We start from the raw sequence: 21,625 nt of genomic DNA on the forward strand, positions 1-21,625 counted from the left end.
CGGAGGCACGATGTCCATGCTCATATGAGAGTGATCTATCGCTCATTTGATACGTGATCGTAGTCATATATGCTCGAATGAGCAAGCATTGGAGGCATCATGACGTCCGACCCGCAGGATGAGCGGCGTGATCTGACGCTGCTGGCCGAACTGGCGACGGAGTACTATCTCGGGGGGCTCTCGAAGGTCGAGATGGCTCGTCGTCATGGGCTCTCGCGCTTTCAGGTCGCGCGACTTCTGGATCAGGCCCGGGATGAGGGCATCGTCCGGATCACCATCGTCAACCCCTCCGACGGAGGGACCGAGCATGACGGCCTCGCCGAGAGGCTCGGCATCTCTTCGGTGACCGTGGTCGCCCAGCGCTCAGATGAGACGCTGCGCTCGGCGCTGGCCCGCCAGGTCGCGGACCTCCTCCCTCGTCGCCTGCATGACGGCGCGCGCCTCGGGGTGGCGTGGTCGCGTACGCTGATGCACCTGCCCGAGCACCTGGGGGAGCTGCCCAAGGTGGACGTCGTCCAGCTCGTCGGGCCGGTCAGCGCCCCGGGGTCCACCACGGGGGAGTCCTCGACCCTCGTCCATCGCCTGGCGTCACGGGCGGGCGGGCAGATCTGGCCGCTGCCGACGCCGCTGATCGTGGACTCCCCGGAGGTCGCCGCCGCGCTGCGTTCCTCCACCGAGGTGCGCTCAGCTCTGGATGCCGCCGATGAGCTCGACGTCGCCGTGATCGCCATCGGCGCCTGGGACGCGGGGATCTCGACCGTCTGGGCGAGGGTGAGCGACGAGGAGAAGCAGCTGGCGCGCGACGCCGGAGCGATCGCGGAGTGCTCCGGCATTCTGCTCGATGCGCAGGGTCGCGTGGCGAGGACCGGCATGGAGAAGCGGGTCATCGGGGTGACTCCGGAGCAGCTGCGACGCACCCGGGTGCTCGCGGTGGCCCCCGCCGTCGGCTACCCGGAGGCGGTGCTGGCCGCGGCCCGGGGCGGCTTCGTCGACGATCTGGTGATCTCGGCGGATCTGGCGGATCAGCTGATGGACCTGCTGGCCGCCGAGCGGCTCGACGCCCTGGGCTGATCGCCCAGGGGCCCCGGAGGTCACACTTCTACAACTTGTAGAAAAGTCTTCTACAAGCTGTAGAATTCAGAGGGAGGCGAGGCCGCGAGGACGGCCGCCTCCACGCCACGACCCCGTGACGCGGCCCTGCGAAGACTCAGGTGAGCCCGTGGAAGAACTCTTCGACCCTCTGTCCCTGGCGCGCTGGCAGTTCGGACTGACCACGCTCTACCACTTCCTCTTCGTCCCGCTGACCATCGGGATGGCGCTGATGGCCGCCATCATGCAGACCGCCTGGCACCGCACCGACGACGTCAAGTACCTGAAGCTGACCAAGCTGTTCGGCAAGATCTTCCTGATCAACTTCGCCATGGGCGTGGTCACCGGCATCGTCCAGGAGTTCCAGTTCGGGATGAACTGGTCCGAGTACTCCCGCTTCGTCGGGGACGTCTTCGGCGCCCCGCTGGCCATCGAGGGACTGGCCGCGTTCTTCTTCGAGGCCACCTTCATCGGCCTGTGGATCTTCGGCTGGGGCCGCATCCCGCGGCTGGCCCACCTGGCCTGCATCTGGACCGTGTTCGTCGCCAGCACGCTCTCGGCGTACTTCATCCTGGCCGCCAACGCCTTCATGCAGAACCCCGTCGGCTACAGCTTCAACCACGAGCGCGGGCGCGCCGAGCTGACCAGCCTGTGGGAGGTGCTCTCCAACCCCGTGGTGCTCGCGGCGTTCCCGCACACCATCTTCGCGGCGATCATGTTCGCCGCCACGGTGATGATCGCCGTCGCCGCCTGGCACCTGCGCCGCGGCCAGCACACCGAGACGATGCGCCCGGCGCTGAAGACCGGCCTGTGGGCCAACGTGCTGGCCTTCCTGGGTGTGGGCGTCTCCGGCGACCAGCTCTCCCTGGCCATGGTGGACGCCCAGCCGATGAAGATGGCCGCCGCCGAAGGGCTCTACGAGACCACGAACGCGGCGAGCTTCTCGATCTTCACCCTCGGCACCCCCGACGGCGCCTCCGAGCTGTTCTCCATCCGGATTCCATACCTGCTCTCGCTGCTGTCCACGCATACGCTCGATGGCGAGGTCGAGGGCATCAACGATCTGCAGGCCCAGTACGTGACCCAGTTCGGCCCCGGGGACTACACCCCGCTGATCTGGGTCACCTACTGGTCCTTCCGGTGGATGATCGGGCTTGGGGCGGTCTCCGCCCTGATCTCCCTGGTGGGACTGTGGCTGACCCGGAAGAACGCGCGGCAGCTGCCGGCCCGCCAGGAGCAGCTGATGTGGCGGATCTTCATTTGGGCCGCCCCGCTTCCGCTGCTCGCCTCCCTGGTGGGCTGGATCTTCACCGAGATGGGCCGTCAGCCGTGGATCGTCTTCGGGCTGATGAAGACAGAAGCCGCGGTCTCCCCGAACGTCTCCGGACTCGACGTCGCGATCTCGCTGGCCGCCTTCACGCTCATCTACGGGATCCTCGCCGTCGTCGAGTTCAAGCTCATCCTCAAGGCCGCCCAGGAGGGGCCGCCTGAGCTGGATGAGGACGTCGACGCCGACTCCGACGACCTCGCTGTCGTGTACTGATCAGGAGCCATCCATGGACTTCGCACTGCTGAGCCTCTCACAGGTCGACCTCCCGACGATCTGGTTCGTGCTCGTCGCGTTCTTCTTCGTCGGCTACTTCGTGCTTGACGGCTTCGACTTCGGCGTGGGCATGTCGCTGCCGCTGTTGGGCCGCGATGACACCGACCGGCGGGTCATGATCAACACCATCGGTCCGGTCTGGGACCTCAATGAGACGTGGGTGATCGTGGCCGGGGCGGTGCTCTTCGCGGCCTTCCCGGAGTGGTACGCCTCGCTGTTCTCCGGGTTCTACCTCCCGCTGCTGCTGATCCTGCTGGCGCTGATCGCCCGCGGGGTGAGCTTCGAGTACCGGCATCAGCGCAAACATCCGCAGTGGACCCGGACCTTCGACCGGATGATCATCTTCGGCTCGCTGCTCCCGGCCTTCCTGTGGGGCCTGATCTTCGCCAACGTGGTCCGCGGCCTGCCCATGGATGAGGGGCACAACGTCGTGGCGAGCCTGGGGGACGTGTTCAACCCCTACGCCCTGCTGGGCGGTCTCACCCTGACCCTGCTGTGTCTGGTCCATGGGGCGGTGTTCATCGCGCTGAAGACCGACGGCGAGATCCGCGGGCGGGCCCGCCGGCTCGCCGGACTCGCCGGGCTGCCGACGGCGCTGATCGCCGTCATCTTCCTGGTCTGGACTCTGCGTCTGGAGTCCTTCTCCGGGCAGCCTGGTCCGGCGCTGGCCGCGGCCGTCGGGGCCGCGCTGGCCCTGGTGGCGGCGCTGTTCGCCAACGCGCTGGGGCGGGAGGGTCTGGCCTTCGGTGCGATGGCGGCGACCATCGGGCTGGCCGTGGTGACCCTGTTCCTCTCGCTGTTCCCCCATGTGCTGCCCTCCACCACCGGGGTGGGCGGGCTGACCATCGCGAACGCGAGCTCCACCGACTACACGCTGACGGTGATGCTCTGGGTGGCGCTGGTGGTCACTCCGCTGGTGATCGGCTATCAGATCTGGACCTACTGGGTCTTCCGCCGTCGCCTCACCCGCGATCACATCCCCACCGCGGCGCACTGAGCCCGCCCGTGAGGACAGGACAGCCATGAAGCCGCTGGACCCCCGCCTGCTCCACCATGCCCGTGCCGCCCGCGGGTTCCTCGCCCTGTCCGTGGCGCTGGGGCTCGTGCAGGTGCTGCTGGTGCTGGCGTTCAGCGCCCTGCTGGCCGGGGTGCTGGCGACGGTGATCGCCGCCGTCGGGGTGCTTCCGGGGGACTGGGTGAGCGAGGAGCTGGTCGTCCAGGAGCCGGCCTCCGGGGTGGAGCTGCTGGGTCTGGTCGCTCCGCTGCTGGGCGGACTGGCGGCGGTGGCGGCGGCCCGTGCGGGGGTCTCCTGGGTGATGGAGTGGGTCGCGGCGCGGGCGGCGGCGCGGGTGAAGTCCCAGCTGCGGCGCCAGGCCGCCGAGGCCCTGGTGCACCGCGGTCTCCACGATGACGACGACGGCGCCGGCCCTGCCCATGCGGTCAGCGTCCTCGGTTCCGGCCTGGACGCCCTGGACGCCTATTTCTCCCGGTATCTGCCCCAGCTGGTGCTCACCGCCCTGGCGGTGCCGATCCTGCTGGGCGTGCTCGCCACCCAGGACCTGACGACGGCGGTGATCGTGGTGGTCACCATGCCGCTGGTGCCGGTCTTCATGGTGCTGGTGGGTTGGTCCACCCAGTCTGCCCAGCTGCGGCAGCGCCGGCGTCTGGACCGGTTGGGCACCGCCTATCTGGACCTCGTGGAGGGCCTCTCCACGCTGAAGATCTTCAACCGGCAGAACCGGCAGCGGCAGAACCTGCACCGGCTCACCGAGCAGCACCGGTCCGCCACCATGAAGGTGCTGCGGGTCAGCTTCCTCTCCGGATTCGTCCTGGAGCTGGCCGCCAGCCTCTCCGTGGCGCTGGTGGCGGTCTCGGTGGGGGTCCGGCTGATCGACGGCGAGCTGGGGCTTTTCGTGGGGCTCTTCGTGCTGCTCATCGTTCCGGAGGCCTACGCTCCGCTGCGGCAGGTGGGCGCCCAGTATCATGCCGCGGCGGATGGGATCGCGGCGTCCGAGGAGGTGTTCGCGCTGCTGGAGAGCGAGCCGCGGACAGTGCCGACCGGACCGGGGCAGGCCACGCTGCTGCGGCGTTCCGAGCTGCGGCTGCGAGGGGTCGGTGTCGCCCGGGGAGGGTCCGCCATCGTCGACGACGTCGACCTCACCGCTTCCCCAGGGCGGATCACCGCGCTCGCCGGCCCTTCCGGGTCAGGGAAGTCCACGCTGGCCGCCGCCGTCGTGGGGCTGGTCGCGCACACGGGGGAGATCACGCTGAGCGGCGAGGAGGGCTCGAGGCCGATCACCCGTGACGACGTCGCCTGGGCCGGGCAGCGCCATGGGCTGCGCTCCGGCACGGTGGGGGAGAACATCGCGCTCGGCGAGCCGCAGCTGCACTCCGGTGAGGCGCGCAGCATCCTCGACGCTCTGGACCTGCCGGAACTGCCGCTCGATCACCCTCTGGGCGTCCGTGGCGCCGGGCTCTCGGGTGGGCAGGCCCATCGGATCGCCGTCGCCCGGGCCGTGCATCGGGCTCGGGCCCGGAATGCTCCCGTTCTGCTGCTCGACGAGCCCTCCGCCGCGCTGGACGAGACCACCGAGCAGGCGCTGATCGGGCTCCTGCGGGCCGAGGCCGACGCCGGCCGGACGGTCCTGGTGATCAGCCACCGGCCTGGGGTGCTGGAGTCCGCCGACGTCGTCCACTCGCTGGAGGGAGTCCGATGAGCCCCGCACCTGCTCGTGATCTGCTCCGCCTGGCCCGCCCCGGAGTCCGGACCATGCTCCCGGCGCTGGCTTTCGGGGTGCTCTCCGGGCTGAGCGCGGTCCTGCTGCTGGGGCTCTCGGCATACCTGATCACGCGTGCCGCAGAGCAGCCGCCCATCCTCTACCTGGGCCTGCTGGTGGTCGGGGTGCGGGCCTTCGCGCTCTCCCGGGGGTTCTTCCGCTACCTGGAGAGGCTGAGCTCCCACGACGCCGCGTTCCGCACGCTGAGCACCCTGCGCGTGGGGCTGGTCGAGCGGCTCATGCCGCTGGCCCCGGCGGGACTGGTCGACCGCGGGCGGGGTGACCTGCTCTCCCGGCTGGTCCGGGATGTGGAGCAGCTGCTCGACCTGCCCACACGGGTGATTCAGCCCCTGGTGAGCTCCGGCGTCGTCGTGGTGAGCACCCTGGCCGGGCTGGCCTGGTTCTCCCCGGCAGCGGCGGCCGCGCTCGCCGTGCTGCTGGGGCTTGCTCTCCTGGCCGGTACCTGGCTGAACGCGAGGATCAGCGGGTCCGCTGAGCGCCGGACCGCCATGCTGCGCGGGGCGCTCGCCGATGAGGTCACCGACCTGGTGGTCGACGTGGACGTTCTGCTGGCCTACGGCGCGGCGGAGGAGCAGGTCCGCCGCGTGGAGCGGGCCGATGCGCGGCTGCGGGCTGCGGAGCTGCGCAGCGCGGTCGGGGCCGGCGTGGTCTCGGCGCTGCTGACCGGGCTCACCGGGGCGGCCGTGCTGGCGATGCTGCTGCTCGGCATCCCGGCTCTGCGGCCCAGCGCGCCGCTGGGTCCGGAGTTCCTGCTCAGCCCGGGGGTGGTGGACGGCCCGGTGCTGGCGGTGCTGGCCCTGGTGCCGCTGGCGGTCTTCGAGGTCGCCGCCGCCGTGCCCGCGGCCTGGTCTGCCCGACGCCGCGTGCTCGCCGCCGCGGAGCGGATCGCAGAGCTGACCGAGCGGCCCCGGCCGGAGGAGATCCCGGCCGACGACGGCGAGGACTCAGCTGCCGACGGCGCCGACACCCCGGCGGATCATCCGGACGGCGGTGTGCTGCTGGAGCTCGAGCAGATGACTGTGCGCTGGCCGGGTCAGAGTGTCGCGACGGCGGCGCCGGTGGATCTGCGTCTCGGCCCGGGGGAGCGGGCGCTGGTCACCGGTCCCAGCGGGGCGGGGAAGACGGCGCTGGCCCAGGCGCTGGTGCGTCTGCTGGAGCATGAGGGCTCGTGCCGGCTGGACGGCGTCGAGATCCGCGAGATGTCTGCGGCTGCGGTGCGGCGGCGCGTGTGCCTGATCGAGCAGCGGGCGCATCTGTTCGACTCCACATTGCGCGCGAATCTGAGCTTCGCCCACCCTCAGGGACCCGAGGCGGCCGGCGATGATCAGCTCTGGGAGGTTCTGGAGGCTGTCGGGCTGGGGGAGTGGGCTCGATCCCGGGACGGCCTGGACACGAGGGTGGGCCGCGAGGGCGCCCTGGTCTCCGGAGGGCAGGCGCAGCGCATCGCCGTCGCCCGCGGGCTCCTCTCCCGGGCCGACATGCTGGTGCTGGACGAGCCCACCGCGCATGTGGACCCGGAGCTGGGCGATCAGCTGATCCGGGATCTGCTCGGGGCTGCCTCGCGCACGCCGGAGCGAAATGTCGGCCGCGGACGGAGCGTGATCCTGATGTCCCACCTGCCCGTGCCGGAGCATCTGGTGGATCATCACCTGGGACTGACGGCGGCGACCTCCTCATGCTCAAATGAGCACCGAGTGACACTCATTTGATATGGTGGCGATCACATCGACCACCCGTCGTGGAAGGATCGTCATGACCGCCGCCACTCCGCTCTCCGCACGCACCGTCACCGAGCTGGGCCCTGACACCCCCTCCGGTGTCGCCCTCCGCACCCCTGACTACCCGTTGGAGGGCCGGCGCGTGGGCATCGTCCATTTCGGCGTGGGCGGATTCCACCGGGCACACCAGGCCCTATACCTGGATCGTCTCTTCTCCGGCGCGGGGCGCGCGGACTGGGCGGTCTGCGGAGTGGGCCTGCTGCCCGGGGATGTGCGCATGCGGGATGCGCTGGTACCTCAGGACGGCCTCTACACGCTGGTCTCCACCGGCCCGGACGGCACCCGTGACGCCCGGGTGATCGGCTCGATCGCCGAGTATCTCTATGCGCCCGAAGATCCTGAGGCCGTTCTGGCGCGGATGACGGACGAGGGCGTGAAGATCGTCTCGCTGACCGTGACCGAGGGGGGCTACAACTACAGCCCCACCACCGGCGAGTTCCTGACGGAGACCCCAGCGGCGGCTCGGGATCTCGCCCGGGGCGAGGGCGAGCACCCGGAGACGTTCTTCGGCTTCATCGTGGAGGCGCTGCGCCGCCGGCGGGCCGCGGGGACGAAGCCGTTCACGGTGCTCAGCTGTGACAACATCCGCGGCAACGGCGACCTGGCGCAGCGCATGATCCTCGCCTTCGCCCAGCACCGCGACGCCGAGCTGGCGGCCTGGATCCGGCAGGACGTCGCCTTCCCGAACTGCATGGTGGACCGCATCACGCCGGTCACCACCGAGGCGGATCGTGCGATGGTCGCGGAGGAATGCGGCGTCGACGACGCCTGGCCGGTGGTCAGCGAGGATTTCCTGCAGTGGGTGCTCGAAGACCGCTTCCCCGCCGGACGTCCCGCCTTCGAGGAGGTCGGGGTGCAGATGGTCCACGACGTGGAGCCCTATGAGCTGATGAAGCTGCGGCTGCTCAACTGCAGCCATCAGGTGATCGCCTACTTCGGCCTGCTGCTGGGCCACACCTATGCCCATGAGGCGTGTCAGGATGAGGTCCTGGTCCGATTCACGCGCGAGCTCTACATGGACCGCGAGGGAACCCCCACGGTGCCCGAGGTGCCGGGGATCGACCTGGAGGCCTACAAGGACCAGCTGATCGCTCGCTTCGGCAATGAGCACGTCCGTGACACCCTGGCCCGGCTGGCCGCCGAGTCCTCGGACCGCATCCCCACCTGGATGGTGCCGGTGATCCGCGAGAATCTGGCCGCCGGGCGGGACGTCAGCGCCTGCGCTGCCGTCGTCGCGTCCTGGGCGCGCTACGCCGAAGGCGTCGGGGAGAACGGTGAGGAATGGCCGGTGGTGGACCGGCTGCGCGAGCGGGTGATGGCCGCCGCCGCTCAGCATGACGACGACATCCTGATCTTTCTGCGCGATGAGGAGCTCTTCGGGGACCTGGTGGAGCACCAGGCCTTCACCCGCCCCTACGCAGAAGCCCTGACCACCCTGCGGGAGCAGGGGGCCAGGGCTCTGCTGGAGAGGTCGGTGGGTTGAGGGTTCACGTCATGTCAGCAGGATGATCACGACCACGATCAGGATCAGTGTGCCCAGACCGATGGGGATGTAGATGCCGCGCATAGATGTCACCCTCTCTGGTGTCTCGATGGCAGCTGGCGTGTACCCGCCAGATCTTCCAGCACAGAGGGTGGGCCTGGGTGTTCGCTGGATGCAGCCCCTGGACCCCGTGTGAATGTGGTCTGGATCACTTGTGGGTGATCAGTGTACGAGGTCCTCAGGCCTGCTCGTCCTGAGCGGGCCGCTCAGCGATTCGACCTCACCGCCTGGATCAGCCAGATGACCGCGGCGGCGATCAGTGCGATGAAGATCAGGTTGGCGACCAGGCTCATCGCGGCGCCGAGGATCCAGAGGACCACGCGGATCGCCACGATGACCAGGATGATGGTCAGGATGACAGACAGCAGCTGTTTCATGAAGTCAGCCTAGGCGATGAGCCCGAACGACGCTGAGGGCGGGCCCCGGATGATCTCCGGGACCCGCCCTCAGCGGTTGGTCAGCTCAGGCGGGAGTGCCGCTCGTTCACTCCCGTTCGCGCCTGGCCCCAAGCGGCGTCGCCGCCGCATGGGGTCCCTGACGCTCACTTGCTCGTCGGAGTGAACTCGCTTCGCTCGTTCACTCCTCCTCGTCCTGCAGGGCCTCGACGTCGGCGAGCTGGGCGTGCGGAGTGTGGTCCGGGATGTCGCCGTTGAGGCGCAGGCCGGTCTCGGAGTCGAACAGGTGGATGTGGTCCATCTGCGGGACGACCTTCACGCGGTCGCCCTTCAGCGGGGGGCGGCGGCCGTCGACGCGGACCACCAGCGGCTGGAAGGACTCGAGGCCCTCCGGCGAGCCGAAGATGTGTGCGTCAGCGCCGAGCTCCTCGGTGAGGTCCACGATCATCTCGATGCCGTGGACCTCGTCGATGTGGATGTCTTCGGGGCGGACGCCCAGGGTGACCGTGTTGCCGTTGGCCTTCTTCAGGGAGCCGTCGGAGATGGGGTACCGCTCACCGCCGAGGATGAGGCTGTCGCCGTCGTGCTGGACCTGGAAGAGGTTCATGGCCGGGGAGCCGATGAAGCCGGCCACGAAGACGTTGGCCGGGGTGTCATAGAGGTTGCGGGGGGAGTCGACCTGCTGCAGCACGCCGTCCTTGAGCACGCAGACGCGGTCGCCCATGGTCATCGCCTCGACCTGGTCGTGCGTGACGTAGACGGTGGTGACCGCGAGCTTGCGGGTCAGTGCGGCGATCTGGGTGCGAGTCTGCACGCGCAGCTTGGCGTCGAGGTTGGACAGCGGCTCGTCCATGAGGAAGACCTTGGGGGAGCGGACGATCGCACGGCCCATGGCCACACGCTGACGCTGACCACCGGAGAGGGCCTTCGGCTTGCGGTCGAGGTAGGGCTCGAGGTCGAGGAGCTTGGCGGCGTCCCTGACGCGCCTGGCTCGCTCGTCCTTCGGGACGCCGGCGATCTTCAGGGCGAAGCCCATGTTCTCCGAGACCGACATGTGCGGGTACAGCGCGTAGTTCTGGAAGACCATCGCGATGTCGCGGTCCTTGGGCGATACGTGGGAGACGTCCTCGCCACCGATGAGGATGCGGCCCTCGTTGACCTCTTCGAGGCCGGCGAGCATGCGCAGTGCGGTGGACTTTCCGCAGCCAGAGGGTCCGACGAGGACCAGGAACTCGCCATCGGCGATCTCCAGCTGGAGCTGATTGATGGCGGGGCGGGCACCGGGGGTGTAGATCCGGCTCGCGGCGTCATAGGTCACAGAGGCCATGGTGTATTTCCCTTTCACGGGCAGGTACGTGCCCGACGATCCGTGGTGAATGGGAGCTTGTGCGGTGAGTGCCGTCCACGACGGACAGCGCTCTCCGAATCTGCTCAGTTGTAGGCCGTGTCGCGTGATCTGCAACACAACCATGTGAATCACATCATAGTATGTGGGTCTTGTCCACTGCTCTGTGGGCATCGTCACCGGAGCGCATCGGGGCAGGTGACGGCGATGGACGATCAGCACGCGTTGATGAGCGTGGACCCGGATCAGGACCTCTCGCTGGAGGCGGCCACCAGGAAGCGCCGTACCGGCTGGAATCGGTCGATGCTGGTGTCCAGGCCGCCCGGGCGGGACGACAGCAGCCACGTCCGTCGCTGCTCGGCGACCAGCTGGTCGAAGCGGCTGAGCAGGCGGCGTGCGGCGCGCGACGAGCCGTGGTTCTGCTCGGCGCCGGGGACCAACCCCGAGCGCAGCAGGTCCACGCCGAATCTCGCCCACCGGATGGCCTGAGCCGTCTCGGCGACGGCGACAGGGCCCTCCGGGGCGGCCGGTCGGGCATCCTGCAGCGCCTCGAGAGCAGTGTCGAGAGTCCTGCGGGCCGCTTCCAGGCTGTCCTCCGAGGGCACATGGTGCGGCTCCAGGGTGCCTGGCTGCTGCACGGCGCGGAACAGCGGACTCGAGTTCGCCGTCTTGGCATCGAGGGCGTCTGCGACTCGTCCGATCTGGACGAGCGCCGAGCCGAGCACGCAGGCCTCATCCATGAAGATGAGGCGATCGAGCAGCCCGTCGAGGTGATGGGTGAGCTCGCGGTTGCTCTCAAGAGACCAGCTGGCCGCTCCGCCGAAGAGGATGGGCGCATAGGAGATCACCAGCGGATCGTAGTGACCGCAGTCTCCCCAGCTGGTGAGGAGGAACCCCTCGGAGCCGTGTTCGGCCCCGGTCAGGGCGGCGTCGGTGATGTTTCCCAGAGCGTTGTCCAGCCGCCCGACGAAGGACAGCCAGGTCCCCGTCCCGGGAGCCACCCAGAAGGGGACGTCCGCGTCGATGAGCGCCTGAGCCCGCGTCGCGAAGCTGCGCAGCTCCTCAGGATCCACCCCATGGGCTTGGGAGAAGGCCAGCTCCTTCTCGCTCATCCGGTCGATGACCGTCGCGATGTGCTCGGGGGAGTCATAGAGCCAGACCACCGGCACCGTCCCCTCCGGAAGCCTAGCCATGAGCTCCGGGTGGCTTCCCAGGATGTCGGACCAGAACTCCACGCGGTGCCCTCGCGAGGTCCAGGGCCGCGCGACGCGTTCGACATAGTCCAGGAACACCGTGCCCAGGCCTTCCTGCTCGGCACGTGCCCGACTCTCCCCGGTGCCGAGCTCCCAGGTCTCATCGGCGCCGATGTTGAGGCGGTCAGAGCGGAAGTGGGGCACCAGGTCCTCCAGCAGGCCGGTGATGAACCGGGCGTTCTCCTCGGTGGGCGCCAGCGTGGAGGGCGGCCGCAGGGTGCCGGCGAACTCCTGGGGCTCCGGGTTCTCCGCTCGGAACCTGTAGCTGTCATGGGCGAGCCATCGTTCCCAGTGGCCGAAGGTGTTCTGGTTCGGCACCAGTTCGATCCCGCGGGCAGCACAGAGATCGTCCAGCCAGCGCAGGTCCTCCCCGGTGAGCGGGGAGGCGTCCTGCCAGACCTCTTCGTGCCCCGGGTAGGCGAAGCTGTGCTCGGTGTAGAGCTCGAGATGGTTGTACCGTGCCTGGGCGAGCACCTCCACCAGGCGGCGAAGGCCCGCTCGGGTGGGGACACGGTCCCGGCTGATGTCCAGCATGAAGCCACGCCGGGCGAAATCGGGCCAGTCCTCGATGTGCACCGCCTGCTGCTCGGTCATCGGGGTGCCGCGCAGTTGGTCGAGGGTCTGCTGCGCGTAGCGCAGTCCGGCTTCGTCGGCGTAGGTCAGCCGGGTGGTCGGACCGTAGTCCAGCCGGTATCCCTGGGGCGGAAGGTCCGGGTCATGAGCGACGACGACCTCGGCCTGCGGACGCGGGGCGGGCCCGTCCTGGACGTCGATGCGGCGCGGCATGGGGTAGAGCTTCAGAGACATCTGTCAGTTCCTCGCTTGTCGGTCGCTGCAGGGGCAGCCGTGGTGTGGAGACGTGCGTTCGGGGGTGGGGCTCAGCCCTTGACGGCACCGGCGACCATGCCCGAGGCCATGCGTCGCTGGACGAGGCAGAACAGGATCAGCACAGGGACCGCGATGAGCGCGGAGCCTGCCATGACCCCGGCCCAGTCGGTGCCGGTCATCCCTTCCTGGAAGCCCTGGAGCCAGACAGGCAGCGTCACTCTCCCCCCGGAGGAGAGGATCACCAGGGCCAGGGTGAACTCGTTCCAGGACACCAGGAAGCCGAAGACTCCCGTGGCGACCAGGCCCGGCCCCAGCAGGGGGAAGGTCACCCGGAAGAAAGCCCCCACCTTCGTGCAGCCGTCGATCATGGCAGCCTCCTCCAGGTCCACGGGCACGCCGTCCACGAATCCCTTCAGCATCCAGACGATGAACGGCATGACGGTGCCCACATAGAGGAGTGAGAGTCCCAGGGCAGTGTTGACCAGGCCCCAGTTGGACAACATCCTGAACTGGGAGATGAACAGCGCCTCGGCCGGGATCATCTGCACGATCAGCACGGTCACCACGATGGCGGTCCGGCTGCGGAAGCGGAAACGGCTCAGGGCGACGGCGGCCAGCGTCGCTGAGCACAGTGCCACCGCGACCGCGAGGAGGCTCACCTGGAGGCTCATCTGCAGAGCGGTCCAGAAGCTGCTGTCCTGCAGGACTCCCAGATACGCGTCAGGGGTGAAGGAGAAGGGGAGCCATGTCGGCCCGTCGAGCCTCATCTGGGCGTTCGGCTGCAGTGAGACGTTCACCATCCAGTAGATGGGGAAGATCCACACCAGGGCGAGCGCGCCCGCCACGATGTTCAGCGCGAGGCGGCCGCCGGCGCGACGAGGACGCATCGGTGTCGTCGTCGGGCTCATGTCAGGTCTCCTTGTCGGCTGAGGATCCTGACGTACCGCCAGGTGAGCAGCACGAGGATCAGCAGCATGATCATGGCCAGGGCTGAGGCCATGCCGTAGTCTCCGCCGGCGATGCCGGTCTGATAGATGTAGGTCCCCAAGAGGTTCGTGTCGCTGGTGTTGCCGGCGCTCTGCTGCAGCGAATAGATCTGCGCGAAGACGCGGAGGTCCCAGATCACCTGCAGGATGGCCAGGAGCACCAGCACGGGACGGATGATGGGCAGCACGATGTGCCAGAGGATGCGCGGCGTGCTGGCGCCGTCGATCTGAGCGGCCTCGACCGTCGCCTCGTCGACCTGGCTGAGGGCGGCGAAGGTGGCCAGGGACACCAGCGGGGTGCTGGCCCAGATCACCACGGTCGCCGCGACGAGGAGGAACGGGATCGTCCCCGCCTGGAGCCAGTGGAAGCCGTCGAATCCACCGAGGCCGACGCCGGTCAGGAGCGTGTTCACGACACCGTGTCGATGGTCGGCCATGAGCTTCCAGATCGCGACGGCGGCGATCACCGGTGTCGCCCAGGCGAAGAGCAGCGCCAGCTGCAGCGCGATGCGCAGGCCGGCCGCCACACGCTGCATCAGCACGGCGAGGCCGACGCCGACCACCATCGTCGCTCCTGCCGCCACCGCGGTGAAGGCCAGCGTCCGGAGGGTGACCGTCCAGAAGTACGTGTCGGTGACGATGGTGGTGTAGTTGCTCAGACCCACCCATTCCGGCGGCTGGCCGAACTGCTGCGCAATGCCGAACTCCTGGAAGGACATCACCAGCTGACGGCCCATCGGATAGCCCAGGGCGAGGACCACCAGCCCGGCGGGCAACAGGAGCAGCAGGTACGGGGTGAGGTTCTGGCGCCGTCGGCGGGCGGCGGCAGCTCGGCCAGGGGGTCTGGCCCGGGACGGCGCCGAGGCGCCGTCCCGGGTGGTTCGTGGCGGTGCGAGTGCGGTCATCAGTCGTTCAGGATCTCTTCGAGCTGAGCGTCGACGTCGGCGGCGACATCTTCGACGTCCTCGCCGTCGGCGATGCGGGTCCAGATCTCCAGCGGAAGCTGGGCGCTGTCCGCCACGCCCCAGGACGGAGTGTTGGGAGTGAGCTGGGAGTGCGCCACCGCGTCCTGGAAGGGGTCGGCGCTGTGACCGGAGAGGGCGTCGGCGTAGTCGAGGTTGCCGGGCACCCAGCCGGCCTCCTCCGCGAGCAGGGTCTGGAAGTCCGGGGAGTAGATGAGCTTGAGGACCTCCTCTGAGAGCTCCTGGTTCTCGGAGGCCGCGGAGATCGCCACGTTGGACCCGCCTGCGAAGGTGGTCCCGGGGGTCTCCGGATCGGGGCCCGGCAGGGCCATCACCTGAGCCTGGCCGCTCTCCCAGAGCTCATCGTCGATGTCGTACTCCTTCAGGGCGAGCCCCGAGTAGAAGCCAATCCTGCCGGAGTTGAAGAGCTCGTAGGCCACCGGCACCGCCTCGTTGGGGTCGGAGACGTATTCTGAGCCGTCCTCCATGAGCTCCTGGGCTGCTCGGAGCCCCTCCAGGGACTCCGGAGTCGAGAGCGCGCCCTCCCATGTGCCGTCCGACTGCTGGGTCGCGTAGTCGCCGCCATAGGTGAACAGCCAGCCCTCCAGGGTCTTCGGGTCGGAGGAGGCCAGATAGATGCCGGAGAAGTCGTCGGTGTCCTCGGGGTTGGCCTCGTTGAGCTCGACTGCCGCCTCATTGAGCTCGTCGAGCGTGGTGGGCACCTCGATCCCTGCCGCGTCGAGAAGATCCTGGCGGTAGAAGATGATGCGGGATCCGGCGTAGAGGGGCGGCGCGTACGTGGTTCCCTCCCAGGTGCCGGCCTCCAGCCCTGACTCGATCAGCGAGTCCCCTCCGAGGTCCTCGAGGATCTCGTCGACCGGGGAGAAGGCGCCCACAGAGGTGAAGGTGGAGGCCTGGGTGTTGCCGATCTCCACGAGGTCAGGAGTCTGCGAGGAGTCAGGCAGAGAGGTCTGCAGCAGTTCGACGATTCCGGCCCATGGCTGCATCTGGACGGTGAGGGTGGAGCCTTCGTGGGTGGACTCGAACTCCTCCACCAGCCACTCCTGGGCGGCGTCGGGGACAGAGTCCTCCATGAGCCAGAGGGTGAGGTCGGCGGAGCCGGTCGCGTCGGCCTCCTCCTCCCCGCCGCCGGCGCCGCAGGCGGCCAGGGCGATGGTCAGGGTGGAGGCAACTGCCAGGTGCGGGAGCCGTCGCATGGGGTTCCTTTCGTGGTGCGGAGAGAAGGACGCCGCAGAGCGAACCAGCCACTCGTCGGTGCCGTCGTAGAAAAAGTATGGGTCCTTTACTAACAAAATGGAAGGGCTCATCGGAAATTCAGGTGAGGACCCACACATCGCGACTGGCCACCAGAAGCAGGGTTGACGGGAGTGTGCACTGCTGTGGAGGGCTAGGCGAATCCCGTCTTTGTAAGTCATACTTACAAACATGAGCTCTCTGGCCTCCCCACACGGCGCCCTGTCCCGCGGTGCTCGGGACGCACGTCCTGTGCTTCCCGGACACGCCCGCATCCACAATCTGGCGCTCGTCCAGCGGGAGCTCTTCCATGCCGGGGCGATGAGCCGGGCCGACCTCGCGCGGGCGACTGGACTGACCCGGGTGACCACGTCGGCACTCGTGGGGGAGCTCGTCGATCGCGGGACGGTGGTGGAGAGGGGCCTGCGTGCGCCCTCCGGGCCCGGCAAGCCCGGGGTGCTGGTGGACTTGGATCGGGAGGGCCTCCAGGTCATCTCCCTCGACCTCTCGGGAGTCGACGCGTACCGGGGCGCCCTCATGGATCTCACGGGCAAGGTGCTGGCTCGTGAGGAGGAGCCACGCCGCAGCGGCGAGAGCAGCCGACAGGCTCAGGAGGCCGTGCTCGCGCTTGCGAGACGCCTGCGAGGGCGGGCCGACCGTCGGGTCCTCGGCGTCGGGGTGGGCTCTCCGGGCGTGATCTCTGACGAGGGGGTCGTGCTGGCGGCGCCCAACATCGGGTGGGAGGGGGTTCCGCTGCGGGACCTCCTGCAGCGAGACCTGGAGGATCCCGTGGTGGTCCGCAACGACGCCAATGCCGCGGCGTTGGCGGAGCACACCCTCGGAGACGCCGACCCGGATCTGTTCCTGGTGCGAGTCGGACGAGGGGTCGGCGGTGCGCTGATGGTCCGTGGAGAGCTCGTCGTCGGGCGGTACAACGCGGCGGGCGAGATCGGGCATGTGCCGGTCGGAGAGGGCGGCGGGCCCCCCTGCGCCTGTGGGAAGCGTGGATGCCTGGAGGCATGGATCTCCGTGCCGAGCCTGACCAGGCTTCTGCACGAAGCCGACCGTGACGGGGGGAGTGCGGAGGACGTCCTCAGCGAGGCAGGCACCCGCCTGGGCATCATGCTCGCCCCCATCGTCGGTGCCCTCAATCTCTCTGACGTGGTGCTGGCCGGACCGGCGGATCTCCTCGGGGGCCGATTCCTCGACGCAGCCCAGGAGGCGCTGCGCAGCCACATCCTGGGCCGGTTCCACACCCAGGTGCGGATCCGCCTTCCCGAACACAGCGATGACATCGTGCTCCGTGGTGGCCTGGTGATGGTCCTCGAGTCGGAGCTCGGCATCTCATGAACCTGGTGCAGGCCGCGGAGGACGCGCCGCCGTCGACGCTGCGGGTCGGGCTGGACATCGGAGGCACCAACACTGATGCTGTGGTCCTGGATGAACGTCAGCAGGTCATCGCCCAGGTCCGGATCAGCACGGAGCCGGGCGTCGAGGGAGTCCTGGAGACTGTGCGCGAGGTGCTGTCCGCCCTGCGGAGCCACACCGACGCCCGGGGTTTCCTCTCGATCGGGATCGGCATCCCAGGGCAGGTGGACCCCTCTGGATCGACCGTGCGCCACGCGTTGAACCTGGGGCTGTCGGATCTGAACCTCCGCGGCGTGCTGGAGGCGGAGCTCGGCGTTCCGGTGAGCATCGAGAACGACGTGAAGGCCGCTGCTCTCGGCGCCTATGCCCTGCGAGGATCCGGGTCTGAGACGCTCGGCTACCTGAACCTGGGAACGGGTGTGGCGGCCGCGGCGGTGCTGCGCGGCGAGATCTGGCGGGGTGCGAGCGGGGCCGCCGGAGAGATCGGGCACGCGTCCATCGACCCTGGGGGGCCGCGATGTGCCTGTGGGCAGCGGGGGTGCATCGAGGCCTTCGCCGGCGGAGGAGCGGTGGCCCGCCGGTGGCGGGGCGCAGGATCCGGTGCGGTCCACGAGGTGTTCGACGCGGCCGAGACGGGTGACCCGCACGCCCGGCGGCTGCGCGATGAGCTCGCTTGGGCCGTCGCCGCCGCCGTCCGGCTCATGGTGCTCTCTCTGGACGTGCCCGTCGTGGTGCTCGGCGGCGGGGTCGCAGGGATGGGGCCCCGTCTGCTGGATCGGGTCACCGGGGAGCTCATTCGCGAGGCGGACAGCTCGCCCTTCCTCAGATCGCTGCGTCTCGACGAGCGCGTGGAGATGCTGCCTCCGGGGTCCCAGGCGGCGTCGTGGGGTGCGGCCCTGGTCGGCAGACCCCGGACATGACGACGGCGCCCGCCCCGGTGATCACCGGGGCGGGCGCCGTCGTGAGATGACGAGAGGCGGAGCTCAGGCCTCTTCGACGACCAGCGGGTACACGCCGTTCTCGTCGTGCACCTCCTTGCCGGTCACCGGCGGGTTGAAGACGCAGATCATGCGCAGCTCCTCCTCGACCTCCACGCGATGCTTCTCGTGGCCGTCGAGCAGGTAGAGGAAGCCGTCGGTGACGTCATGCTTCTCGCCGGTCTCCAGATTGGTCAGCGTGCCCTTGCCGCCCACGCAGTAGACGGCCTCGATGTGGTTGGCGTACCAGAACTCGCTCGTGGTGCCGGCGTAGATGGTGGTCTCGTGGAAGGAGAAGCCGACCTTCTCGCGGCCGAGGACCATGCGGCGTGAGCGCCAGTTGCCGTGCGTGATGTCGCGCTCGGTGCCGTTGAGGTCGTCGATGTGCAGGGTGTACATGCAGGGTCTCCTGTCTGCGGGGAGGATCTGGGGAAACGGGTGCTGGCCCGGATTCTAGCGCGGCGGAGCCGCCAGTGGGGATCGGCCCGCTGGGGAGCCACCCAGTGGGGATCAGCTCAGTGCGGGGCGCGCAGCCGCGACGGCTCGCCCATCTGGCCGGTGGCCGCCAGCACGGCGTCCTCGAGGATCTTGATCCCCTTCTGCAGGTCCTCGGACTCGATGGTCAGCGGCGGCATGACCTTCACGACCTCGTCCTCGGGACCGGAGGTCTCCACCAGCAGGTTCCGCTTATAGGACTCGGCGGCCACCTTGCCGGCAGTGTCCGGGTCCGGGAAGCAGATGCCGCTGAGGAAGCCGCGCCCGCGCAGGGTCGCGCCCCTGACATGCTCGGCGATCTGCTCCAGCCCCTCCGTGAGCTCGTCGATCCTGGCCGCCAGCTCCTTCTCGAAGGAGTCGTCGGCCCAGAACAGCTCGAGGGCTCGGGCACCGGTCACGAAGGCGAGGTTGTTGCCGCGGAAGGTGCCGTTGTGCTCGCCGCCCTCCCAGACGTCGAGCTCGGGCCGGAACAGGGTCAGCGCCATCGGCAGCCCGTAGCCGGAGATCGACTTCGAGACGCAGACGATGTCCGGGTGGATTCCGGCCTTCTCGAAGGAGAAGAAGGTGCCGGTGCGGCCGCAGCCGGCCTGGACGTCGTCCACGATGAGAAGGATGTTGTGGCGGCGCAGCAGGTCATAGAGACCCTTGAGCCACTCCATGCGGGCGGTGTTGAGGCCGCCCTCGCCCTGGACCGTCTCCACGATGACTGCGGCGGGCTTGTCCACGCCGGAGCCGGAGTCCTCGAGGACCTTCTCCAGCCAGATGAAGTCCGGGATGTCGCCGTCGAAGTAGTCGTCGTAGGGGATCTTCGAGGAGTTCGTCAGCGGGATGCCTGCACCGCGGCGCTTCATCGAGTTGCCCGTCACCGAGAGCGCACCCAGCGTCATTCCGTGGAAGGCGTTGGTGAAGGACAGGATGTGCTGGCGGCCGGTCACCTTGCGTGCCAGCTTCAGCGCGGCCTCCACCGTGTTGGTGCCTGTCGGGCCCGGGAACATGACCTTGTAGTCCAGGTTTCGCGGCTCGAGGATGATCCGCTCGAAGGTCTCCAGGAAGCGGCGCTTGGCCGGGGTCTTCATGTCCAGGGAGTGGGTGACGCCGTCGTTGGCGACGTAGTCGACCACGAGGTCGCGCAGCTCCGGGTGGTTGTGGCCGTAGTTCAGCGCGCCGGCTCCGGAGAAGAAGTCGAGGTAGCGGGAGCCGTCCTCGGAGTACTGGTAGGCGCCGGATGCCTTCTCGAAGACGGCGGGCCAGTTCTTGCAGTAGCTGCGGACCTGGGATTCACGGGTTTCGAAGATGTCGGTGGCCATGTGGCGGGTCTCCTCGGTGATGCGGCGGGCTCTCCGCCGCTGGGGGTCAGGTGGACGTCGGGGACAGGCCCTCAGGCCTGCTGGGCGTTCAGCGGAGTGACCGTGTACAGGTCCTCCGCGGCGTGCGCCTCGCCGCTCTCCGAGGACGTCGGGAACAGGTCTTCGGTGAAGAAGTCGGAGCGGGTGATCTCTGCGTCCTGGTCACGGGCCAGGCCGGTGAACAGCGCGATCGAGGCCGCGTTGTCCGCGGTGATCGTGGTCTCGAGACGGGAGGCTCCGGAGCGGGCGACGACGTCGGTGAGCATCCGGGAGGCCAGGCGGCGTCCGCGGAAGGCGGAGTCCACCGCGACCTGCCAGATGAACAGCGTCTGCGGGTCGTCCGGCCGTCGGTAGCCGGAGATGAAGCCTGCCGGTCGGCCGTCGACGAGCGCGATCACTGAGGTGTCGGCGAAGTCGCGGGCCCACAGCAGGTAGGCGTACGGGGTGTTGACATCCAGTACTCCGGTGCCGGCGGCCAGCCGCCACAGGGCGGCGCCGTCGGCGACCTCGAGAGCGCGGATCTCGACACGTTCCCCGGTCTGGGCAGGGGTGTCTGCGGAATGTGGCATCTGTTCCACAGTAGTGAGCCACACGGAGGGATCAAGCCTCCCCGGTGTGAAATCGGGGTGAAATCGACCCCGTCGATCCATTCTCTGAGCCTTTCTAGGAAGGGCGGCATCCTTGCCCTGAGAGGGATCCGCCGACACGGGCGGAGAATGGCAGATCAAATCAAATACTGTGATAGTGCTGTGATCATTGTTCAGGATAGGGATCAGCAGTGCATGTGAGCCACGTCATGAAGAGAGTGTGGATCTGTGCTTCTCAGGGGTCAGGGCCGTGGTCGTGCCGAGCGCCCCGGCTGGGCGTCGACGGCCGCACGTGCCGCCGCCACAAGCTCGGGACTCGTGGTCATGTAGCTTCCCTCCCCGCCGCCGGGCCCGGGAGAGCCGTGGGACGTGGGCGCACCGGCGGACAGATGCACGACGTCGGCGCCGGCCTCGGCCAGGCTCGGCACGTGCTGCGCCCGCACCCCGCCTCCTGCGATCACCTCGAGTCGTCCGGCCGAGGCCCCGACCAGTTCAGCGATGGTCTCCGCGCCTTCGGCAGCGGTGGGCGCCCCGCCGGAGGTCAGCAGCCCGTCGACCCCGAGCTCCACGAGCAGCGCCACCAGGGAGTCCGCCTCGGCGAGGCCGGCGGCGAGCACCACGTCCACGCAGCGATGCACGACCACCGGCATGCCCTGGGCCGCCCGGACGAGCCTGTCCAGGGACCGGTGGTCCAGCCCGCGATCGTCCAGGGCGCCGATGATGACCCCTGATGCGCCGGCGTCGAGCAGCGCGCGGACATCATGGTCCATGGCCGCCACCTCGGCCCCGGAGTAGAGGTAGCCTCCGCCGCGCGGCCGGATGAGCACCCGGGCCGGCAGCCCCAGCTCTGCTGCGCGCGCGACCATGCCGGTGGTCGGGGTCAGCCCACCTGTGCCCAGCGCCTGGCAGAGCTCTGCCCGGTCCGCACCCTGCTGCCGCGCTACGGCGAGCCCTTCCACATCCTGCACCGCGATCTCAAGCTTCATGGTCGTGCCTCCACCGTCAGTGAGCCCCGGTA

Annotated in this window: 18 protein-coding genes; 8 read left to right on the forward strand and 10 right to left on the reverse strand. The window is 68.8% G+C overall.

Going from position 1 to position 21,625, the window contains the following annotated elements; genetic code table 11:
* Positions 1-99 precede the first annotated feature (99 nt).
* From HNR09_RS07650 to HNR09_RS07675, 6 genes are all read left to right on the forward strand, one after another.
* The gene (locus tag HNR09_RS07650) at positions 100-1,071 is read left to right on the forward strand and encodes a sugar-binding transcriptional regulator (protein WP_179541493.1); all 972 of its coding nucleotides are present in this window, start codon (positions 100-102) and stop codon (positions 1,069-1,071) included.
* A gap of 148 nt (positions 1,072-1,219) precedes the next feature.
* Positions 1,220-2,632: a cytochrome ubiquinol oxidase subunit I gene (locus tag HNR09_RS07655; RefSeq protein WP_179541494.1), complete on the forward strand. Its 1,413-nt coding sequence runs from the start codon at positions 1,220-1,222 to the stop codon at positions 2,630-2,632.
* Positions 2,633-2,645: 13 nt separating this feature from the next.
* Positions 2,646-3,689, forward strand: coding sequence for a cytochrome d ubiquinol oxidase subunit II (gene cydB, locus HNR09_RS07660; RefSeq protein WP_179541495.1), 1,044 nt, complete (start codon positions 2,646-2,648; stop codon positions 3,687-3,689).
* A 25-nt stretch (positions 3,690-3,714) separates the two neighbouring features.
* On the forward strand, positions 3,715-5,409 hold the full coding sequence (gene cydD / locus HNR09_RS07665) for a thiol reductant ABC exporter subunit CydD (RefSeq protein WP_179541496.1): 1,695 nt from the start codon (positions 3,715-3,717) through the stop codon (positions 5,407-5,409).
* Positions 5,406-7,199, forward strand: coding sequence for a thiol reductant ABC exporter subunit CydC (gene cydC / locus HNR09_RS07670; protein WP_179541497.1), 1,794 nt, complete (start codon positions 5,406-5,408; stop codon positions 7,197-7,199). Before cydD ends, cydC begins: the two co-directional genes overlap by 4 nt.
* 43 nt (positions 7,200-7,242) lie before the next feature.
* Positions 7,243-8,751 carry a mannitol dehydrogenase family protein gene (locus HNR09_RS07675; RefSeq protein ID WP_179541498.1) on the forward strand — a complete coding sequence of 503 codons (1,509 nt, stop codon included), beginning with the start codon at positions 7,243-7,245 and terminating at the stop codon, positions 8,749-8,751.
* A gap of 266 nt (positions 8,752-9,017) precedes the next feature.
* On the opposite strand, the gene HNR09_RS07680 is transcribed toward HNR09_RS07675, so the two are convergent.
* The 6 genes from HNR09_RS07680 to HNR09_RS07705 all read right to left on the reverse strand — a co-directional run bounded on the left by HNR09_RS07680 (position 9,018) and on the right by HNR09_RS07705 (position 15,797).
* A complete protein-coding gene (locus tag HNR09_RS07680; RefSeq protein ID WP_179541499.1) occupies positions 9,018-9,188 on the reverse strand; it encodes a hypothetical protein in 171 nt (56 codons plus the stop codon).
* 199 nt (positions 9,189-9,387) lie between these two features.
* Complete coding sequence (locus HNR09_RS07685) at positions 9,388-10,533, reverse strand: ABC transporter ATP-binding protein (protein ID WP_179541500.1); 1,146 nt, start codon at positions 10,531-10,533, stop codon at positions 9,388-9,390.
* Between the two features lie 263 nt (positions 10,534-10,796).
* Positions 10,797-12,611, reverse strand: coding sequence for a beta-N-acetylhexosaminidase (locus tag HNR09_RS07690; protein ID WP_179541501.1), 1,815 nt, complete (start codon positions 12,609-12,611; stop codon positions 10,797-10,799).
* 71 nt (positions 12,612-12,682) lie between these two features.
* Positions 12,683-13,540, reverse strand: coding sequence for a carbohydrate ABC transporter permease (locus HNR09_RS07695; RefSeq protein WP_179541502.1), 858 nt, complete (start codon positions 13,538-13,540; stop codon positions 12,683-12,685).
* Positions 13,537-14,523 (reverse strand): carbohydrate ABC transporter permease, encoded by a 987-nt coding sequence (locus HNR09_RS07700; protein ID WP_179541503.1) that lies wholly within the window; start codon positions 14,521-14,523, stop codon positions 13,537-13,539. Before HNR09_RS07700 ends, HNR09_RS07695 begins: the two co-directional genes overlap by 4 nt.
* Positions 14,523-15,797 (reverse strand): extracellular solute-binding protein, encoded by a 1,275-nt coding sequence (locus HNR09_RS07705; protein WP_179541504.1) that lies wholly within the window; start codon positions 15,795-15,797, stop codon positions 14,523-14,525. Before HNR09_RS07705 ends, HNR09_RS07700 begins: the two co-directional genes overlap by 1 nt.
* 229 nt (positions 15,798-16,026) lie before the next feature.
* Between HNR09_RS07705 and HNR09_RS07710 the strand changes: the two genes are divergently transcribed.
* Both HNR09_RS07710 and HNR09_RS07715 read left to right on the forward strand, forming a co-directional pair.
* Complete coding sequence (locus HNR09_RS07710; protein WP_179541505.1) at positions 16,027-17,184, forward strand: ROK family transcriptional regulator; 1,158 nt, start codon at positions 16,027-16,029, stop codon at positions 17,182-17,184.
* Positions 17,181-18,122 (forward strand): ROK family protein, encoded by a 942-nt coding sequence (locus HNR09_RS07715; protein ID WP_246348760.1) that lies wholly within the window; start codon positions 17,181-17,183, stop codon positions 18,120-18,122. Before HNR09_RS07710 ends, HNR09_RS07715 begins: the two co-directional genes overlap by 4 nt.
* 63 nt (positions 18,123-18,185) lie before the next feature.
* Here HNR09_RS07715 and HNR09_RS07720 read toward each other — a convergent pair whose 3' ends face one another.
* The 4 genes from HNR09_RS07720 to HNR09_RS07735 all read right to left on the reverse strand — a co-directional run bounded on the left by HNR09_RS07720 (position 18,186) and on the right by HNR09_RS07735 (position 21,593).
* Complete coding sequence (locus tag HNR09_RS07720; protein WP_179541506.1) at positions 18,186-18,578, reverse strand: ectoine synthase; 393 nt, start codon at positions 18,576-18,578, stop codon at positions 18,186-18,188.
* Between the two features lie 116 nt (positions 18,579-18,694).
* A complete protein-coding gene (gene ectB / locus HNR09_RS07725; protein WP_179541507.1) occupies positions 18,695-19,981 on the reverse strand; it encodes a diaminobutyrate--2-oxoglutarate transaminase in 1,287 nt (428 codons plus the stop codon).
* A 71-nt stretch (positions 19,982-20,052) separates the two neighbouring features.
* Positions 20,053-20,589, reverse strand: a complete 537-nt coding sequence (ectA, locus tag HNR09_RS07730) for a diaminobutyrate acetyltransferase (RefSeq protein ID WP_179541508.1) — start codon at positions 20,587-20,589, stop codon at positions 20,053-20,055.
* Positions 20,590-20,849: 260 nt separating this feature from the next.
* Positions 20,850-21,593 carry a copper homeostasis protein CutC gene (locus HNR09_RS07735; protein ID WP_179541509.1) on the reverse strand — a complete coding sequence of 248 codons (744 nt, stop codon included), beginning with the start codon at positions 21,591-21,593 and terminating at the stop codon, positions 20,850-20,852.
* Positions 21,594-21,625: the final 32 nt, after the last annotated feature.

The organism is Nesterenkonia xinjiangensis, from assembly GCF_013410745.1.
Taxonomy (GTDB): domain Bacteria; phylum Actinomycetota; class Actinomycetes; order Actinomycetales; family Micrococcaceae; genus Nesterenkonia; species Nesterenkonia xinjiangensis.

Excerpts from the sequence above, each read along its gene's own strand:
- HNR09_RS07650 (WP_179541493.1), top strand. The coding sequence starts at position 100 with ATGACGTCCGACCCGCAGGATGAGCGGCGTGATCTGACGCTGCTGGCC.
- cydB (WP_179541495.1), top strand. The coding sequence starts at position 2,646 with ATGGACTTCGCACTGCTGAGCCTCTCACAGGTCGACCTCCCGACGATC.
- cydD (WP_179541496.1), top strand. The coding sequence starts at position 3,715 with ATGAAGCCGCTGGACCCCCGCCTGCTCCACCATGCCCGTGCCGCCCGC.
- cydC (WP_179541497.1), top strand. The coding sequence starts at position 5,406 with ATGAGCCCCGCACCTGCTCGTGATCTGCTCCGCCTGGCCCGCCCCGGA.
- HNR09_RS07675 (WP_179541498.1), top strand. The coding sequence starts at position 7,243 with ATGACCGCCGCCACTCCGCTCTCCGCACGCACCGTCACCGAGCTGGGC.
- HNR09_RS07680 (WP_179541499.1), bottom strand. The coding sequence starts at position 9,188 with ATGAAACAGCTGCTGTCTGTCATCCTGACCATCATCCTGGTCATCGTG.
- HNR09_RS07685 (WP_179541500.1), bottom strand. The coding sequence starts at position 10,533 with ATGGCCTCTGTGACCTATGACGCCGCGAGCCGGATCTACACCCCCGGT.
- HNR09_RS07690 (WP_179541501.1), bottom strand. The coding sequence starts at position 12,611 with ATGTCTCTGAAGCTCTACCCCATGCCGCGCCGCATCGACGTCCAGGAC.
- HNR09_RS07695 (WP_179541502.1), bottom strand. The coding sequence starts at position 13,540 with ATGAGCCCGACGACGACACCGATGCGTCCTCGTCGCGCCGGCGGCCGC.
- HNR09_RS07700 (WP_179541503.1), bottom strand. The coding sequence starts at position 14,523 with ATGACCGCACTCGCACCGCCACGAACCACCCGGGACGGCGCCTCGGCG.
- HNR09_RS07705 (WP_179541504.1), bottom strand. The coding sequence starts at position 15,797 with ATGCGACGGCTCCCGCACCTGGCAGTTGCCTCCACCCTGACCATCGCC.
- HNR09_RS07710 (WP_179541505.1), top strand. The coding sequence starts at position 16,027 with ATGAGCTCTCTGGCCTCCCCACACGGCGCCCTGTCCCGCGGTGCTCGG.
- HNR09_RS07715 (WP_246348760.1), top strand. The coding sequence starts at position 17,181 with ATGAACCTGGTGCAGGCCGCGGAGGACGCGCCGCCGTCGACGCTGCGG.
- HNR09_RS07720 (WP_179541506.1), bottom strand. The coding sequence starts at position 18,578 with ATGTACACCCTGCACATCGACGACCTCAACGGCACCGAGCGCGACATC.
- ectB (WP_179541507.1), bottom strand. The coding sequence starts at position 19,981 with ATGGCCACCGACATCTTCGAAACCCGTGAATCCCAGGTCCGCAGCTAC.
- ectA (WP_179541508.1), bottom strand. The coding sequence starts at position 20,589 with ATGCCACATTCCGCAGACACCCCTGCCCAGACCGGGGAACGTGTCGAG.
- HNR09_RS07735 (WP_179541509.1), bottom strand. The coding sequence starts at position 21,593 with ATGAAGCTTGAGATCGCGGTGCAGGATGTGGAAGGGCTCGCCGTAGCG.